The organism is Ferruginibacter lapsinanis, from assembly GCF_020783315.1.
Classification (GTDB): domain Bacteria; phylum Bacteroidota; class Bacteroidia; order Chitinophagales; family Chitinophagaceae; genus Ferruginibacter; species Ferruginibacter lapsinanis.
On sequence record NZ_CP086063.1, the window covers coordinates 1,281,982 to 1,297,863 of the forward strand.

The 15,882-nt window shown below is 37.2% G+C and carries 12 protein-coding genes; 3 read left to right on the forward strand and 9 right to left on the reverse strand.

The features are described 5' to 3' along the window. Positions 1–242: 242 nt before the first annotated feature. On the reverse strand, positions 243–863 hold the full coding sequence (locus tag LK994_RS05635) for a hypothetical protein (RefSeq protein ID WP_229761917.1): 621 nt from the start codon (positions 861–863) through the stop codon (positions 243–245). 57 nt (positions 864–920) lie between these two features. Further along, on the reverse strand, positions 921–1,985 hold the full coding sequence (gene prfA, locus LK994_RS05640) for a peptide chain release factor 1 (protein WP_229761918.1): 1,065 nt from the start codon (positions 1,983–1,985) through the stop codon (positions 921–923). A 314-nt stretch (positions 1,986–2,299) separates the two neighbouring features. Between prfA and LK994_RS05645 the strand changes: the two genes are divergently transcribed. Beyond that, entirely contained in the window at positions 2,300–3,472 is a 1,173-nt protein-coding gene (locus LK994_RS05645; RefSeq protein WP_229761919.1) for an amidohydrolase family protein, read from the forward strand. Positions 3,473–3,483: 11 nt separating this feature from the next. Here the strand turns inward: LK994_RS05645 and recO are convergent, their stop codons facing one another. Next, a complete protein-coding gene (gene recO / locus LK994_RS05650) occupies positions 3,484–4,215 on the reverse strand; it encodes a DNA repair protein RecO (protein WP_229761920.1) in 732 nt (243 codons plus the stop codon). 112 nt (positions 4,216–4,327) lie between these two features. On the opposite strand from recO, the gene LK994_RS05655 reads away from it, so the two are divergent. Further along, the gene (locus tag LK994_RS05655; RefSeq protein ID WP_229761921.1) at positions 4,328–6,655 is read left to right on the forward strand and encodes an efflux RND transporter permease subunit; all 2,328 of its coding nucleotides are present in this window, start codon (positions 4,328–4,330) and stop codon (positions 6,653–6,655) included. 2 nt (positions 6,656–6,657) lie between these two features. On the opposite strand, the gene LK994_RS05660 is transcribed toward LK994_RS05655, so the two are convergent. The 6 genes from LK994_RS05660 to alaS form a co-directional block, all read right to left on the reverse strand. Next, positions 6,658–7,785, reverse strand: coding sequence for a TlpA disulfide reductase family protein (locus tag LK994_RS05660; RefSeq protein WP_229761922.1), 1,128 nt, complete (start codon positions 7,783–7,785; stop codon positions 6,658–6,660). 7 nt (positions 7,786–7,792) lie between these two features. Then, positions 7,793–9,238 carry an Asp-tRNA(Asn)/Glu-tRNA(Gln) amidotransferase subunit GatB gene (gene gatB / locus LK994_RS05665; RefSeq protein ID WP_229761923.1) on the reverse strand — a complete coding sequence of 482 codons (1,446 nt, stop codon included), beginning with the start codon at positions 9,236–9,238 and terminating at the stop codon, positions 7,793–7,795. A gap of 111 nt (positions 9,239–9,349) precedes the next feature. Beyond that, on the reverse strand, positions 9,350–10,366 hold the full coding sequence (locus LK994_RS05670) for a PDZ domain-containing protein (RefSeq protein WP_229761924.1): 1,017 nt from the start codon (positions 10,364–10,366) through the stop codon (positions 9,350–9,352). Between the two features lie 110 nt (positions 10,367–10,476). Further along, positions 10,477–11,004 (reverse strand): GNAT family N-acetyltransferase, encoded by a 528-nt coding sequence (locus LK994_RS05675; RefSeq protein WP_229761925.1) that lies wholly within the window; start codon positions 11,002–11,004, stop codon positions 10,477–10,479. Between the two features lie 42 nt (positions 11,005–11,046). Further along, positions 11,047–11,931, reverse strand: coding sequence for a bestrophin family protein (locus tag LK994_RS05680; protein ID WP_229761926.1), 885 nt, complete (start codon positions 11,929–11,931; stop codon positions 11,047–11,049). Between the two features lie 59 nt (positions 11,932–11,990). Further along, positions 11,991–14,672 (reverse strand): alanine--tRNA ligase, encoded by a 2,682-nt coding sequence (gene alaS / locus LK994_RS05685; protein WP_229761927.1) that lies wholly within the window; start codon positions 14,670–14,672, stop codon positions 11,991–11,993. Positions 14,673–14,902: 230 nt separating this feature from the next. On the opposite strand from alaS, the gene LK994_RS05690 reads away from it, so the two are divergent. Next, positions 14,903–15,874: a M23 family metallopeptidase gene (locus tag LK994_RS05690; protein WP_229761928.1), complete on the forward strand. Its 972-nt coding sequence runs from the start codon at positions 14,903–14,905 to the stop codon at positions 15,872–15,874. Positions 15,875–15,882 lie beyond the last annotated feature (8 nt).

The window sequence follows — 15,882 nt, forward strand, 5'->3', positions numbered from 1 at the left end:
GCCGTTTACCAAAACTAACTGCTTATGAGAAAAACTTAAATTATCTGTTATGTGTTCTACTTTACTTAACGCAAATTCGATGCCATCGGTTATAGTGTCAGTGTTAATAAAACCCTAATACTTACTATGCTTTTGCGCTATAAAAGAACTCCTTAATTCCGACTGTAAGTTATATCAAGAGTTTAAAAGAAATAAAAAAGCGCCCCAGTTTTGAGACGCTTTAACAATACTTTAGAAATAGCTTATTTTAAAAATCCTTGTATCATATCCATCAATCCACCTCCGCTATTTTGGGCTTGCTGCTGCTGTTGTTGGGCTCCGCCTGTTACTTTACTGATAATATCATCGAGGCCAACATGTCCGTCATTATTAGCATCTAATCCACCGCCTGCAAATTTGCTGACCAGGCTACCAAAATCAAATCCTCCACCACCTGTTTGTACATTGTTTGCCCCGCCGGTTAAAGCACCTATAATGCTATTAATATCAAAACTGTTGTTATTAGGATCGTTGGTTTTATTTACCAAACTGCCAATAATGTTAGGGATCAAACTGCCTGCAATGCCATTAGCTTGATCTTGCTGTATCCCATGATTATTGGTAAGCTTGTTGGTGAAATTGCCAATAATTGAACTTACTATCGGGTTGTCTAGAAGACTGCTATTTCCACCTGCGTTATTATTGCCAAAAAGAGACAAGATGTTGGTCAGGCCGCCATTGGCTAAAACGCCTTGTAATCCATCAGCAACCGAATGGGTAGCATCAGCAATTACAGCATCGTTTTTTTCGTTGGGAATAGCAGGGTTGTTTATAACTGCTTCAGTACCTTCTTGTTTGATTAGGTTGAAAAGATTTTCTAACATGAGTTTTAAATTTAAGTTGTGACTGTATGACGTAATTGATTTGTCAATAGTTGCATCCTAACTCTGTGTGGTCATTTTTTCTGCATTTTCTGCAAATTGCAACGCATCTATAAACTCCTGGATCTCTCCGTTTAAAACACTATCCAGATTGTATACTGTAAGACCAATTCTATGATCGGTAACCCTTCCCTGTGGATAGTTATAGGTTCTGATCTTAGCACTTCTATCTCCTGTACTAACCAAACTTTTTCTTTTATGTGCGATTGCTTCCTCCGCTTTACGAACTTCTTCATCGTATAAACGGGTACGCAACATATCCATTGCTTTCTCTTTATTGCCCAACTGACTTCTTTCGGTTTGGCACATCACTACGATACCCGTAGGCTTATGGGTTAAAAACACTTTTGTTTCTACCTTATTTACGTTCTGTCCGCCGGCGCCACCGCTTCGGGCAGTTTCCATTTTTACATCACTTTCCTTCAATTCAAAATCCACTTCTTCGGCTTCAGGCATTACAGCCACGGTGGCAGCACTGGTATGTACACGGCCACTGGCTTCTGTGTCGGGCACCCTTTGTACACGGTGTACACCACTTTCAAATTTCAACGTGCCATATACATCATCACCTACTACTTCTAATTGAACCTCTTTATATCCTCCAACGGTACCTTCGCTTTCGCTTAATAAAGCTGTTTTCCAACCTTTCTTTTCGCAATACTTCAAATACATTCTGAATAAATTTCCGGCAAATAATGAAGCCTCATCACCTCCGGTTCCAGCCCTGATTTCCAGAATAGCATTCTTTTCATCATACGGATCTTTTGGGATCAGCATATTACGAACGATGGCTTCCAGTTGGGTCTTCTTTTCTTCCAGGCCGGGCAATTCCATTTTTGCCAGATCCCTCATTTCTTCATCATCACCATTCAATACTTCTTTATTGAATTCAATATCTTCCAACACTTTAATATAAGCATTCCTTGCGTTTACAATTTTTTCAACGCTACGGTATTCTTTACTCAGGGCGCTAAACCTTTTATTGTCGCTCACAATCTCCGGATTGGTGAGGGCTACACCCAGTTCATCAAATTTTGCTTTTATCGCATCTAATTTATCTAACATAATTCCTTGTCCCCTAAAGGGAGACGCTTTTTAGTTGTTTTTTGAACAAGCTTCGGTAATTCTTGTCTTTTCCGAAATAATCGGGATTTCGCAAGTAAAATTTTGTTACCAGCCAATATCTTTGCTCAACATCGTTGTGTCACTCACTTGTACCGCATACCTTTGGGGAACTTTTATTACGTTTTGCAAAACGGTCCCGACGGGCAGCAAATTTAATGTTTTAAAGGTTGCGAATAAATGGAAAAAATAAATTTCTCTAATCACTTGAATCACTTTAAAGATTTTGGTCTAAAAGCCCTCTTAGGGGTTGGAGTATGAAGTACAGAAAATTTAAAGCAGATCATATTTTTACTGGCCACGAAGTCTTGTATCGTAATGCGGTGTTGGTTACAGATTTAGATGGTAAGATCATCGAAATAGTAGATAAAAATGATGCCGGCGATGATATAGAAAGCTTTAAGGGAATACTTACTCCCGGGTTTGTCAATGCTCATTGTCATCTGGAACTCAGTCATTTAAAAGGCATTATACCCAATAGAACAGGTTTGGTGGAGTTTGTGCAAAAGGTAATGACACAAAGAGCAGCCTCGGATGAAGTGAAATTTGATGCCATGCGTTTAGCAGAGCAGGAAATGTATAATGGCGGCACAGTGGCCGTGGGAGATATTTGCAATACCGCAGATTCGATTGCCATCAAACAGAAAAGCAAGATTCGGTGGCACAATTTTGTTGAGGTTAGTGGTTTTATAGATGCGGCAGCAGAAATGAGATTAAATGCAGCAATGCAGATTGCTCATCAATGGTCAATGGTCAATAATCAATGGTCGATCGTTCCGCATGCTCCTTATTCTGTATCAAAAACCTTATTTCAATTATTAAATAATGAAACAGCCAATCAATTAATTTCTATCCATAATCAAGAAAGCGAAGAAGAAAATAAATTGTATGAAAATAAGTCCGGAGGCTTTTTGGAGCTATATAAAAATTTCGGCATCGATATTTCATCTTTTCAACCAACACAAAAAACAAGTTTGCAAACCTGGTTGCCGTATTTTACCAACAACCAATCAATTATATCAGTACATAATACATTCACCAATCAGGAAGATCTCAACCAACTTCCAATCTCCAACCTCCAACCTTTCTTTTGCCTTTGCATCAATGCTAACAGGTATATAGAACTGAAAATACCTCCCATCAATTTATTGCGAAAAAATAACTGCAATATTGTGATAGGCACTGATAGCTATGCCAGCAACTGGCAATTGAATATGTTTGAAGAAATAAAAACTATTCAGCATGAAATGGCTTTTGCTGTTCCACTGTCGGAAATATTGCAATGGGCTACTATCAATGGTGCTAAGGCATTGCGGATGGATAAAGAGTTGGGGAGTTTTGATAAAGGGAAAACGCCGGGAGTGGTATTGATAGAAGAGATGAATGGATTGAATATTACAGTGAGATCTTCTGCAAAAAGAATTATTTAACGGTCAGGCCATTATAACACTTCGTGTAAAACAGTCAGCGTTTTCATTTGTCCGAAATCACTGATATGTAGCGCATAATAACTTTGATATTGTGAAAGCAACTCACGCCTTGTTTCTTTATTCAGCTTTATTTGCTCCAACTCAAAAGGTTGTAATATTTTTAATAATTGCGATGTGATATGAGCTTTTTCTCCATCGATATAATTATTGTGTGTAGGCGGCATTGGTTCAAAGCATCCTTCCTGAAGATCTAAAAAAACATTATCGTTACTGTAGTTGTCTATCATTTTAAAACCAAGAAAATGAGTGAGGTGTAAGGTGAAAAATAACGGCATGTTTGCAGTGGTTATTTTATTGGTCTCATCTAATTCCTTCAACACATCTTCGCAGAAATTGAACAGATCGGCGTTTTGCTCCGGTTGCTTCAAACTTTTGGTCAACAACTCAACCATATATAACACAATACAATTCTTTATTACATCACTAAAAGCATGTTGATATAAATAAGCCCATTGAAATTCTTTGATACGGTGTAAACTTTTTTGTTCATTATGATACACTACCAGATCTAATATAGCACCGGGTAAAAAATAGTTGCCCTTTGCATTCTTCCTGGAAGAAGACCGGACACCGTTAACCATATAGCTCTGCACACCGAATAATTCTGTAAAAATGGTTACAATAAGGCTGGTTTCGCCATATTTAACGATACGCAATACAATTCCTTTTGTTTTATAAGTCATGTCGCAGCTCCGAAGAGTTGATTTACAAACGAAAGTAACTAAAGATTAGCACCTGTATATATTGATAAGCCGTTTAAATTATCTTTCTTTGCATCTCAATATTCAATAAATTATGTGGCAACGTTTAGGAAAACTTGTAATTAAATATCGCTTCCCCCTTTTGATCGTTTTATTTGCAACAACTGCTGTTATGGGCTTTTTTGCAAGCAAGGTAAAATTGAGCTATGAGTTTTCTCGGGCCATTCCTACAGACAATCCGAAATACAAGGATTATGTAGCCTTCAGACAAAAATTTGGTGACGATGGAAATCTTTTAGTGATTGGGGTACAAAGCGACAAAATTTTTGAGTTGGCTACTTTTAATAAATATAAGGAGCTGCAAAAAAAATTGAAAGGAGTGACTGATGTAGAAGATGTGCTGAGTGTGCCGTCTGCTGTTAATCTGGAGAAAGATCTTTTAACAGAAAAATTAAATGCCGTAAAAATATTTTCTGATAGTATTGCAACACAAGCAGCGTTGGATTCTGCTAAAAATGTTTTTTTAAATCTTCCTTTTTACAGGTCCTTATTATACAATCCTGATTCAGCTGCATACCTGATGGGAGTGCGGATCAATAAAGATTCTCTTAATTCTGCCAAGCGTTCAAAAATAGTAAAAGAGATAACTGCAGTTGTAAACAAGTTTGAAACGGACACGAAGATCGAAGCGCATTTAAGTGGTTTGCCATTGATAAGAACTGTTGTCGGAGATCGAATACAAAAAGAAATGCGCTTTTTCCTGATAGGGTCTTTAGTGTTGAGTGCTTTAATTTTATTGTTGTTCTTCCGTTCATTCAGTACAACTGTTCTCTCTTTATCTGTTGTAATATTAGGGGTTGTGTGGAGTCTTGGGGTGATCTATTTATTTGGATATAAAATCACTTTGCTTACTGCGCTGATACCGCCATTGGTAGTGGTTATTGGCATTCCAAACTGTATTTATTTTATTAATAAATTTCATACTTCTTATCTGGCGTCAAATGATAAAAACCAATCTTTGGTAGACATGGTAAGTAAGATGGGAATTGTTACACTATTCTGTAACATTACTGCTGCCATTGGATTTGCAGTTTTTGCTTTAACAAAAAGCGCCATATTAAAAGAATTCGGAGCTGTGGCAGGTATCAGCATTATGCTGATTTTTGTGATCTCATTTATTTTGCTGCCGTCGATATTGAGTTATCTGCCGAGTCCTAAAGGAGCGCAAACAAAATATTTAAACAATCGCTTTGCTGTTTCTTTTTTATTAAGAATAGAAAGATGGGTGGTCAATCACAAAAAAGTGATCTATGGTGTTACTGTTGCAGCCCTTGTATTTGCAGTGATCGGGATATTTAAATTAAAAACCGTTGCGTTCATAGTGGATGATCTTCCCAAAACAGACAAGGTATATACTGACCTTAAATTTTTTGAAAGAAATTTTAAAGGAGTGATGCCGTTAGAGATTGTAATAGATACGAAAAAACGCAATGGTCTTGCAGGAATGAGGGCGCTTACAGTTTTTGAAAAAGTAGATTCTTTATCGCAATATATTTCGGCTCAAAAAAACATGAACCGACCATTGAGTGTGGCAGAAGGATTGAAGTTTGCCAAACAGGCGTTTTATGATGGGGACTCTGCCAGTTATTTATTGCCTAACACTTTTGACGGAGCGTTTGTGGGAGAATATCTGCGACCTAATAAAAACGACACAGGCAATAAAAATAATTTCTTAAAAATGCTTACAGCTTTTATGGATACTTCCAGACAAAGCACAAGGATCAGTGTAAATATGGCTGATGTAGGAACGGTACAGTTGCCCCTGTTATTAGCGGGAGTACAAAACAGGGCGAATCAATTATTTGATTCAACTCAATACAATGTAAAACTAACAGGAACGAGTATAACATTTTTAGAAGGAAGCAAGTTTATTATCAATGGATTGAAAGAAAGCATCTTCTGGGCTTTTTTACTCATTAGTTTGTGTATGTTGTATTTATTTAAATCAGTAAGGATTCTGTTATGTTCATTGATCCCTAATCTTATTCCATTAGTAATTACTGCAGGTGTAATGGGCTGGGCAGGGGTGCCTCTGAAACCAAGCACAGTGTTAGTGTTTAGCGTGGCATTAGGGATTGCAATAGATATAACTATTCGTTTTTTGGTTAACTATAAACAAGAGTTGCCGGTTTTTGATAATGATGTGGAGGCAACGGTGATGTCAACAATTAAGCATACCGGATTAAGTATTGTATACACGTCTTTGGTATTGATCGCAGGTTTTGTAATATTCTGCTTCAGTAGCTTTGGCGGAACGTTTGCCTTAGGTTGGCTTACCTCTGTAACGTTATTGGTAGCAACAATGACAAATCTTGTATTGTTGCCAACATTACTGTTGTTAGTAAAGAAAGAGAAAAAATAAATTTATTTCAATACTTCAGCTAACTTTTTCTCCAATGTAATGCCTGTTAAAGAAATGCCGATGATCTTTCCTTCGGGATCAAGTAATACATTGTATGGAATTGATTCTATACTGTAAGCATTAGCTGCTGTAGAATTCCAGCCTTTTAGATCACTAACATGCTGCCAGGTTAAGTTGTCTTGTTTAATAGCACTTAACCAGGACTCCTTGTCTTTATCAAACGATACACCGAGGATAGTGAAATTTTTATTTTTAAAAGTATTATAGGCTTTTACAACATTTGGATTTTCTCCACGACAAGGGCCGCACCAGCTAGCCCAAAAATCTACTAATACATATTTCCCTTTAAAACTGCTTAAAGAAATAAGCTTACCACTGGTATCAGGCAAGCTGATCTCAGGAGCAATATCGCCAATTTGAGGAGGGTGCGATTTGGCTGCTGCCAGCATTTGTTTAAATCGGGCTGTAACACCTGCTATTGCCTGGTTTCCTTCAAAACGGGTATTCAAACTTTCGATAGAATGTTCTAATTTTTCCGGTGCAATATTTTGTGAGTAGCCCAATGCAAATAATGCGATAACGGGATTGCTGGTTGTGTCAATATATTTGATGATATAATTGTGATGCAACTTTATATTATTCTCCAGCAAGTATGTAGATTCGGCGATCAGGCTATCACTTTCTTTACTCGCTTTTAATTGTTCGATCATCGAAGATTCAGCTGCTAATTTAGTTTGCTGAGAATCTACATTTATAATAAAACTTTTTAAAAGACTGTTGGCGGGGCTTTTGAAATTATAACTATTGAATGACAGGTTCCCATTATCAGCAGTAAAGGGGATCTCTTTTTGATCATTGATAAATATGAATCCGATATTGCCATTTTGTAATCTCAGTCTGTACAAACCTTGTTCGGGCGCAGTTCCGCTGATAGTGAATTTACCATTTTTTATTTCGGCTGTATCCAGTACCTCAGGATTTTTATCACTGAAAAACAATTCTTCCAGAAATATATTTTGATCAGGCAGGTTTTTAATTTCTCCTGTTACTGTAAATTTTCCTTCATCTGTATTGTTGTTACATGAAAACAATAATGTACAAACAACAATGTATGAGAATAGCTTTTTCATTGTAAGGTTATCCGTTTAATTTTTCGGCTAATAATTTATTTACAAGATTCATGTCTGCTTTTCCTTTGCTGAGTTTTTTTACTTCTCCAGCAAACATGCCTATTAAACCTTTTTTTCCTTTTTTATACTCCACTACTTTGTCAGGCATTTTGCCAATCACTTCATCTACCCATGCTTCAATAGAGCCACTGTCACTTTCTTGCAGGAGGTTTAATTCGGTGGCAATTTGCAATGCTTTTTTATCCGGGCTTTGTAATAAAGCAGCAAATATTTTTGTTGATGCTATGCTGAAATTTACTTTGCCATCATCCACTAACTGAATCAGTTCGGCAATTTTATCAGCCGGTAACGGAAATGCATCTAATTCAATACTGTTCTCATTCAGGTAAGATTTTACAGGTCCCATCAGCCAGTTAACCGCTGCTTTGTAATTTGATGTGTGTTTGATAATGGCTTCAAAATAATTAACCAACGATTTATCACTGCATATCACTTGTGCATCATAAGGCGCCAGAAGGAAAACATCTCTGTATTTTGTTTCTAATTCCTCCGGTAATGCTGGCAACTCCGCTTTTATTGTTTGTAAAAATTCATCGGTAATATTAAATGGAGTAAGGTCGGGATCTGCGAAATAACGATAATCATCAGCGTCTTCTTTAGAACGTAATGAAAATGTAGTGTTATTATCTGCATCAAAACTTCTTGTTTCCTGAACAACAGCGTTGCCGCTTTCCACGATGTCAATCAATCTGTCTACTTCTATATCGATCGCTCTTTTTACGTTACGGATGCTGTTCAGATTTTTTACTTCCACCCTTGTTCCCAATTTTGTTTCGCCTTTTAAACGGATAGAAATATTTGCATCACATCTCATGCTGCCTTCTTCCATATTGCCATCACATATATCTATCCATCTTACTAATCTTCTTAATTCAGTTACATATGCAAAAGCTTCTTCGCTGCTATGCAGATCGGGTTCGCTTACAATTTCAAGTAATGCAACACCCGCCCTGTTCAGGTCTATTGCTGTGTAATGTTCATCCACATCATGCAAACTCTTGCCGGCATCTTCTTCCATGTGGATACGATTAAGGCGGATACTTCTTTCGGTATCTCCCACTTTTATCTTTACAAAACCATTTTTACAAATAGGGGTAGTGTGCTGACTGATCTGGTATCCTTTAGGCAGATCAGGGTAAAAATAATTTTTACGGGCAAAATAGTTATGCTGCTCAATTTCACAATGCAATGCGATACCTAATTTTACAGCATACTCAATGGCTTTCTTGTTCATTTTTGGCAAAGAACCCGGGTGAGCCAGTGTAACAGGACTGATATGCGTATTGGGAGCACCACCAAAAGCAGCACTGTCACCGCAAAATATTTTGCTCTTCGTTAATAACTGGGCATGCACTTCAAGCCCAATTACCACTTCATACTTGTCATTTTTCATTGTTTGCAAAGGTAAATCATGATGAGCAATGATTGTAAGGATTCTTGAAGGAATAAAAAAGCGCCAAACGGTTGCCCGAATGACGCCAGAATCTAAGCTATGAGAGCGTTTTTACAGATCGGCAGTTTTTAATTTTTTAGGGATCTTCACTTCAAAGGTCATCTCTTTTCCATTTCGTAAGGCCTTGATGGTATAGTTTGATTTTCCATCTACCGGTTTTAATTGTTCTCTTGCATCATCGGTATTGTTGACTTTATTGCCCCCAATTTCAGTGATGATATCGCCTTTTTGCAATCCGGCTGTAGCAGCAGCAGATTCATCCTCTACATCAATCACTTTTACATTGCCACCCTCTTCTGTATCCTGAATTTTTAACCCCAATTTTTTCTGACGAGGCATCATGTGAAATTTTTCAAAATTCTCACTGAACATATCTGCATTTGGTGGAGTAGGGGGAATTGGAATATTAAAGCGGTTCATCATATCTTCTGGACTGCCTTTAAAAGAAAATACCATTTTTCTTTTCTCTTTTTTTTCGCCCAAAGTGGCTTTCACATTGGCTTTCTTGCCTTTTCTTATGTAGTAAACCTTTACTTCATCTTTTGGTTTTTTTCCTGAGATGATCGTAGCAAGGCCATTGGCTGTTTCAACTTTATCATTGTCAATATTTGTGATGATATCACCTTCTTTCAATCCGGCTTTTTCTGCAGCGCTACCTTCAATTACTTCGGTAATTTTTACGCCATCATCAACTTTTTCGGTGGTTACACCTAAAAAAGGCCTGGTTTCTTCTTTACCGTCATTCCATTGTTCCATAATATCTTCATTGAGATTAAATGGATGTCCACCTTCTCCAAAATCGAAAGCCATCATATCGTCGCCGTCTCTAATGATGATCTTTCTTTTATTGATAGTAACCTGATCGTCTTTAAATTCGGCCAATGGTTTTCCGTTTACAATGATCTTATCGCCGTCGATCTCTATTTTCAACTTCATGTCTTTATCGCCTTTATTACGGATAACTACTTCTTCGGTCTCTTTATCTTTTTTTACATCTTCTTGAGCCCATAACCAGGTAGGCAAACCTATAAAAGCTAATACTGTAGCGGTTATTAATATTTTTTTCATAATGCTGTATTTTAATGTACGAAGTGTTTAGTAGAACAAATGTAAAAAGATTTTTTGAATTACGAAATATTTCGCAGATCAACTTTAGTGTTTAACATTTTTTTGGCAAATCAGGTTTCTGAATGGTTCATATCAGGGTTGGAGATACTGTACAACTTGGTTCTTCCATCGCAATCATTTGTTTCTTTTAAAAATTGCATACCGATCTTTTCGAGAATTTTCCAGGAGGCTATATTGTCGACATGTGCCCTACCAACTATTTTATGCAGACGTAATTTTTTGAAGCCATACTCAAGGGTATATGCAGCTGCTTCAGAAGCATATCCTTTTCCCCAATATTCCTGTAGAAACCTATAGCCCAGATCTATTTCATCTTTTTCTTTGATGTATTTCAATCCACACCAACCTATAAATTCATTGTTACTTTTTAAATGGACTGCCCATCTGCCCAGGTCATTTTTATATTGAGGTAAAATAACGTTTGTTAAAATATTTCCGGCAGCTTCAAAGGTTTGTAAGATGGGTTCATGCACATATTTTACCACATCAGCAGAACTGTTCAGGTCAAGTATCAGACCAGCATCAGCTTCGGTAAATTGTCGAAACAATAAATGGGGACTTTCAAAAAGGATGAGCATTGCATAAAGTTACGAAAAGCTCGAAGATCTTCATAGCCGTTATTATATCAACTCCTGGATATTATTTCGGATATTATTTGCGATCTTATCTGTTGGTACATCGTTGGTATCATTGCCAAACGGATCTTCAATCTCTTCAGCAATCAATTCTAAACTTGCCAGTACATAAAAAATAAATGCTACTACCGGAATAACATAGTATCCCAGGTTAAATACATAACCAAAAGGAAGTGTCATCACATAAATAAAAATGAATTTTTTTATAAAGACACTGTAAGAAAAAGGGATAGGTGTATTCTTGATTCTTTCACAGGCGCCGCAGATATCTGTAAATGATTGTAATTCAGTATTCAGGAATAAGAGTTGTTCGCTGCTTATGATATTTTTTTGATGTAACTCTTGTACTTTTTTGAAGATTGATAATGCTATTTGGTTGGGCAGATGTTTTTTCTCATCAATAGCCTCTATAAAAGGATGGCGAAGGTCTTCCTCAAATAATTCTATTCTTGTTTTTTCTGATCTTAAATGGCTGCGTAACGTATTGGCATATGCTGGAATAATTGTTCTGAAAAAATCACGGTTTTCTTTATCATCTTCCGGAAGGATGACGGCTAATTTGATGGCTAAATTTCTGCTGTTATTTACTAACGCCCCCCAAAGTTTTCGTCCTTCCCACCATCGATCGTATGCAGTGTTGGTACGAAAAACCAATAGCATAGAAATAGCAAAGCCAAGCAGGCTGTGCATTACAGGAATATTTTTTACATAGCTGTTAGCAGATAATTTGAAGTATTCAATTTCAAGGAAAGCGATAATAAAAGAGTAAATGCATATTCCTATTATCAATGGAAACAATTTCCTGAATGTGTCCGCTTTATGAAAACGAAAAATAAATGTAAACCAATCTTTAGGATTGTAATTTATCATAGTAAGAATGATTGTGTAGGAACATCCAAAGTTTTAAAACTTTGGATGTTTATTAAAATTTATAACAACGATTTTACTTTCTCAATCACTTCTTTCAAATTGGCCACATTCTGTCCGCCGGCAGTAGCCAGATTTTTTTGTCCGCCGCCACCGCCATTGATCAAAGATGAAATATGTTCTTTAATGATCTTGCCTGCATCTAAATTTTTAGCCGCAACAACAGTATCGCTGATACCGATGGCTACAAATGCTTTTCCATCTATATTAGTACAAAGAACCACTACATGGTCGTGTAAATGATTTTTCAGATCGAAACATAATTTCTTTAATGCATCGGCGCTCGCCACTTCAATAATTTCTCCAACAAAAGTTATATTGTTGATGATCTGATCTTTTTGCAATAATTCATTTCTGACACCAACCAATTGCCTTGCTTCCAATCCTTCTATATGTTTTGCAAGAGAAGCATTTTCTGTCAATAAATTTTCGATAGATTTTTTAATGTCTTTCGGATTTTTTAAAGTGTCACGAAGTGAACGAACTAATTCAAATTGTTCATTGATCAGGGCTTCAGCCGCTTGGCCGCAAACAGCCTCAATACGACGAACGCCAGCAGCAACAGCACTTTCATGTTTTATTTTAAATAATCCTAACTCGCCGGTACTGCCAACATGTGTACCACCACACAACTCGATAGAGTAGGCAGGGTCCATCATCACTACTCTTACTGTATCTCCGTATTTTTCGCCAAACAAAGCCATCGCTCCAAGTGCAATCGCTTCGTCTTTTTTCATTTCTTTAATAACAACAGGAATATTTTCCCTTATTTTTTCATTCACTATTTTTTCAACAGCAGCAATTTCTTCATCGGTTACTTTGGCAAAATGACTAAAATCGAAACGCAAATGCTCATCATTTACCAAGCTGCCTTTTTGTGCTACATGTTTGCCCAATACATTACGAAGTGCTGCATGCATTAAATGCGTTACACTATGGTGAGCTGCGATCTTTTTTCTTCTCTCTACATCATATTTTGGTTCAACTTTAGTTGAGCCATTTAAATTCGCAGGTATTTTTTTTGTAAAGTGAATTACTAGGCCATTTTCCTTTTTAGTATCATAAACTTCTATAAGTTCGTTCTCATCAAAAAGCAATACACCTGAGTCTCCAACTTGTCCGCCACCCTCTGCATAAAAAGGAGTTATCTCTAAAACAATTTGATAAAATTCACCTTTCTTATCTTTTACTTTTCTGTATTGAATTACAGAAGTAGATGGAACTTTTGTTTCTATTTCCTTACCATCAACTAACAAAGCTACTCCAGAAAGTGTGATAGCTTTATCTCTAAATTTTATCCAATCATCTGTATCTAAAACCGAAGCAGAACGGCTGCGATTTTTTTGTTTTTGCATTTCGACTTCAAATCCAACTTCATCAACTTTAATGTTTTCTTCAAATGCAATTAATTTAGTCAGATCTAGAGGGAATCCATAAGTATCATATAGTTCAAATGCCACCTCCCCACTTAATTGAGCATGAAAGTCCGAATCTACGCCATCAGAAATTGGCATTGCTGTTCTAAAAGAATTGTCCAATAATTTTAAGCCTTTATCCAGTGTTCTTAAAAATGCTTCTTCTTCTTCTTTAATTACTTTACCAACAAAATCCTGCTGTGCTTTTAATTCCGGAAAAACGGTTTCAAATTGTTTTGCAATAACCGGCAACAATTGGTGTAACAACGGTTGCTTATACTCCAGATAAGAGTAATAATAACGAACTGCTCTACGTAAAATACGGCGTATAACATAGCCTGCTCCTGTATTTGAAGGTAATTGGCCATCTGCAATGGTAAAAGAGATAGCTCTGATATGATCCGCTAAAACCCTGAAAGCGATACTTTCTTTATCGTCGGTTGCTTTGTATTGTTTGTTAACTATTTTGCTGATAGCATCAATTGTTCCGGTAAAAACATCTGTATCGTAGTTGCTTTGTTTGCCTTGTAACACCCGTACCAAACGTTCGTAGCCCATACCTGTATCTACGTGCTGAGCAGGTAACACTTCAAGACTGCCATCTTTTTTTCTGTTGAACTGGATGAATACATTGTTCCATATTTCAATCACCTGCGGATGATCGTTGTTAACCAAAGTAGCTCCGGCAATTTGTTTTCTTTCTTCATCGCTTCTGCAATCCACATGAATTTCTGTACAAGGTCCGCAAGGGCCGGTATCACCCATCTCCCAGAAATTATCTTTTTTATTACCCAGCAAGATCCTGTCTGCTGCAATTACTTTTTTCCATTCTTCAAATGCTTCGTCATCTTTTGGGATGCCTTCCTTTTCATCTCCTTCAAAAACCGTAACGTATAAACGGTCTTTATCCAGTTTGTACACTTCAGTTAACAACTCCCAACTCCATGCAATGGCTTCTTTTTTGAAATAATCGCCAAAGCTCCAATTGCCCAGCATTTCAAACATGGTATGGTGGTAAGTATCAACACCCACTTCTTCCAGGTCATTGTGTTTTCCGCTTACCCGTAAACATTTTTGCGTATCGGCGGCCCTGTTATATGGCGCTTTTTTATTACCTAAGAAATAATCTTTGAACTGGTTCATCCCTGCATTGGTGAACAGCAATGTGGGGTCATCTTTAAGCACAATAGGTGCTGATGGGACAATAGTATGCCCTTTCGAATTAAAAAAGTCGAGGAATTGTTGTCTTATCTCGGCACTCGTCATCATAAACCTTTCTGTTTTGGGGTTGATTTTTGCAATTTAACAGTCTATATTTGTACACTTTTGTAAAGTGGATGCAAAGGTAACGAAAACAGGCGTTTATTTTAATGGCTGAATAAAGGTATACTGTACAAGAGTGTCCTTTGTTCCTCAGGATAAACTTTACCAATGAAGCTGAGATAAGTGCAATTGCTTGAACCAAAAATAATATTCCTCCGCCTTGGCGGAGATAGGGCATGAAGAAAATTAAATACTTCTATAACACCAATACACTGCGTTACGAAAAACTGGTAACCCCTCTAAGGGTAAAACTGTTGCGTATATTCGGTTTTTTGTCGGCATTGCTGGTTAGTTCTGCATTGGTGATATGGTTGTATACAAGATTTATACCCAAGCCTACCGATAAAGTATTACAATACCGGTATGATGCCATGAAGGATAATTATGCTTCATTAAAAGAAAAGACCCAAACCCTGGAGCGACAAATTGCAGAATTGGAAAAAAGGGATAATGAGGTATACCGTAGTATTTTTGAAGCTAACCCTGTACCTGATAGCGCTAGGGCCAAATTGATAGAAAAGAAAAAGGAACTGGATAAGGTGAATGTGATGAATGATGATGAGTTGAGTATTGATATTGCCAATAAACTGAATAATATAGGTGCCCGTATTGCGTATCAGCGTACCAGTTACGATGCGATCGTAAAACTGATAAAGAATCAAGGGGAAAAATTGTCTAGCATTCCGGCGATACAACCCATCAGTAACAAAGATCTTACAAGAATAGCCAGTGGCTTTGGTTTCAGGATACATCCTATTTACGGGATACCTAAAATGCATAATGGGCTTGACTTTACTGCCCCTCAGGGCACACCGATATATGCCACGGGTGATGGAAGAGTAACTACTTCCGGGGAGGGCAATGGTACAGGAAATCATGTTGTTATCAATCATGGGTATGGGTATGAAACGGTGTATATGCACATGGTTCGTATTAAAGCCAGAGCTGGCCAAACGGTGAAACGTGGCGAAGTGATAGGTTGGGTGGGCAGCACGGGTGCAAGTACAGGGCCGCATTGTCACTATGAAGTGCATATTAATGGCACACCGGTAGATCCGGTTTACTTTTTCTATAATGATTTGAATGCAGAACAGTACGACCGATTATTGAAATTAGCTGCAACGGGAAGTGCAAAAAGTTTTGATTAACTTTAATT

Excerpts from the sequence above, each read along its gene's own strand:
- LK994_RS05670 (WP_229761924.1), bottom strand. The coding sequence starts at position 10,366 with ATGAAAAAAATATTAATAACCGCTACAGTATTAGCTTTTATAGGTTTG.
- alaS (WP_229761927.1), bottom strand. The coding sequence starts at position 14,672 with ATGATGACGAGTGCCGAGATAAGACAACAATTCCTCGACTTTTTTAAT.
- LK994_RS05645 (WP_229761919.1), top strand. The coding sequence starts at position 2,300 with ATGAAGTACAGAAAATTTAAAGCAGATCATATTTTTACTGGCCACGAA.
- LK994_RS05675 (WP_229761925.1), bottom strand. The coding sequence starts at position 11,004 with ATGCTCATCCTTTTTGAAAGTCCCCATTTATTGTTTCGACAATTTACC.
- LK994_RS05635 (WP_229761917.1), bottom strand. The coding sequence starts at position 863 with ATGTTAGAAAATCTTTTCAACCTAATCAAACAAGAAGGTACTGAAGCA.
- recO (WP_229761920.1), bottom strand. The coding sequence starts at position 4,215 with ATGACTTATAAAACAAAAGGAATTGTATTGCGTATCGTTAAATATGGC.
- prfA (WP_229761918.1), bottom strand. The coding sequence starts at position 1,985 with ATGTTAGATAAATTAGATGCGATAAAAGCAAAATTTGATGAACTGGGT.
- LK994_RS05655 (WP_229761921.1), top strand. The coding sequence starts at position 4,328 with ATGTGGCAACGTTTAGGAAAACTTGTAATTAAATATCGCTTCCCCCTT.
- LK994_RS05680 (WP_229761926.1), bottom strand. The coding sequence starts at position 11,931 with ATGATAAATTACAATCCTAAAGATTGGTTTACATTTATTTTTCGTTTT.
- gatB (WP_229761923.1), bottom strand. The coding sequence starts at position 9,238 with ATGAAAAATGACAAGTATGAAGTGGTAATTGGGCTTGAAGTGCATGCC.
- LK994_RS05660 (WP_229761922.1), bottom strand. The coding sequence starts at position 7,785 with ATGAAAAAGCTATTCTCATACATTGTTGTTTGTACATTATTGTTTTCA.
- LK994_RS05690 (WP_229761928.1), top strand. The coding sequence starts at position 14,903 with ATGAAGAAAATTAAATACTTCTATAACACCAATACACTGCGTTACGAA.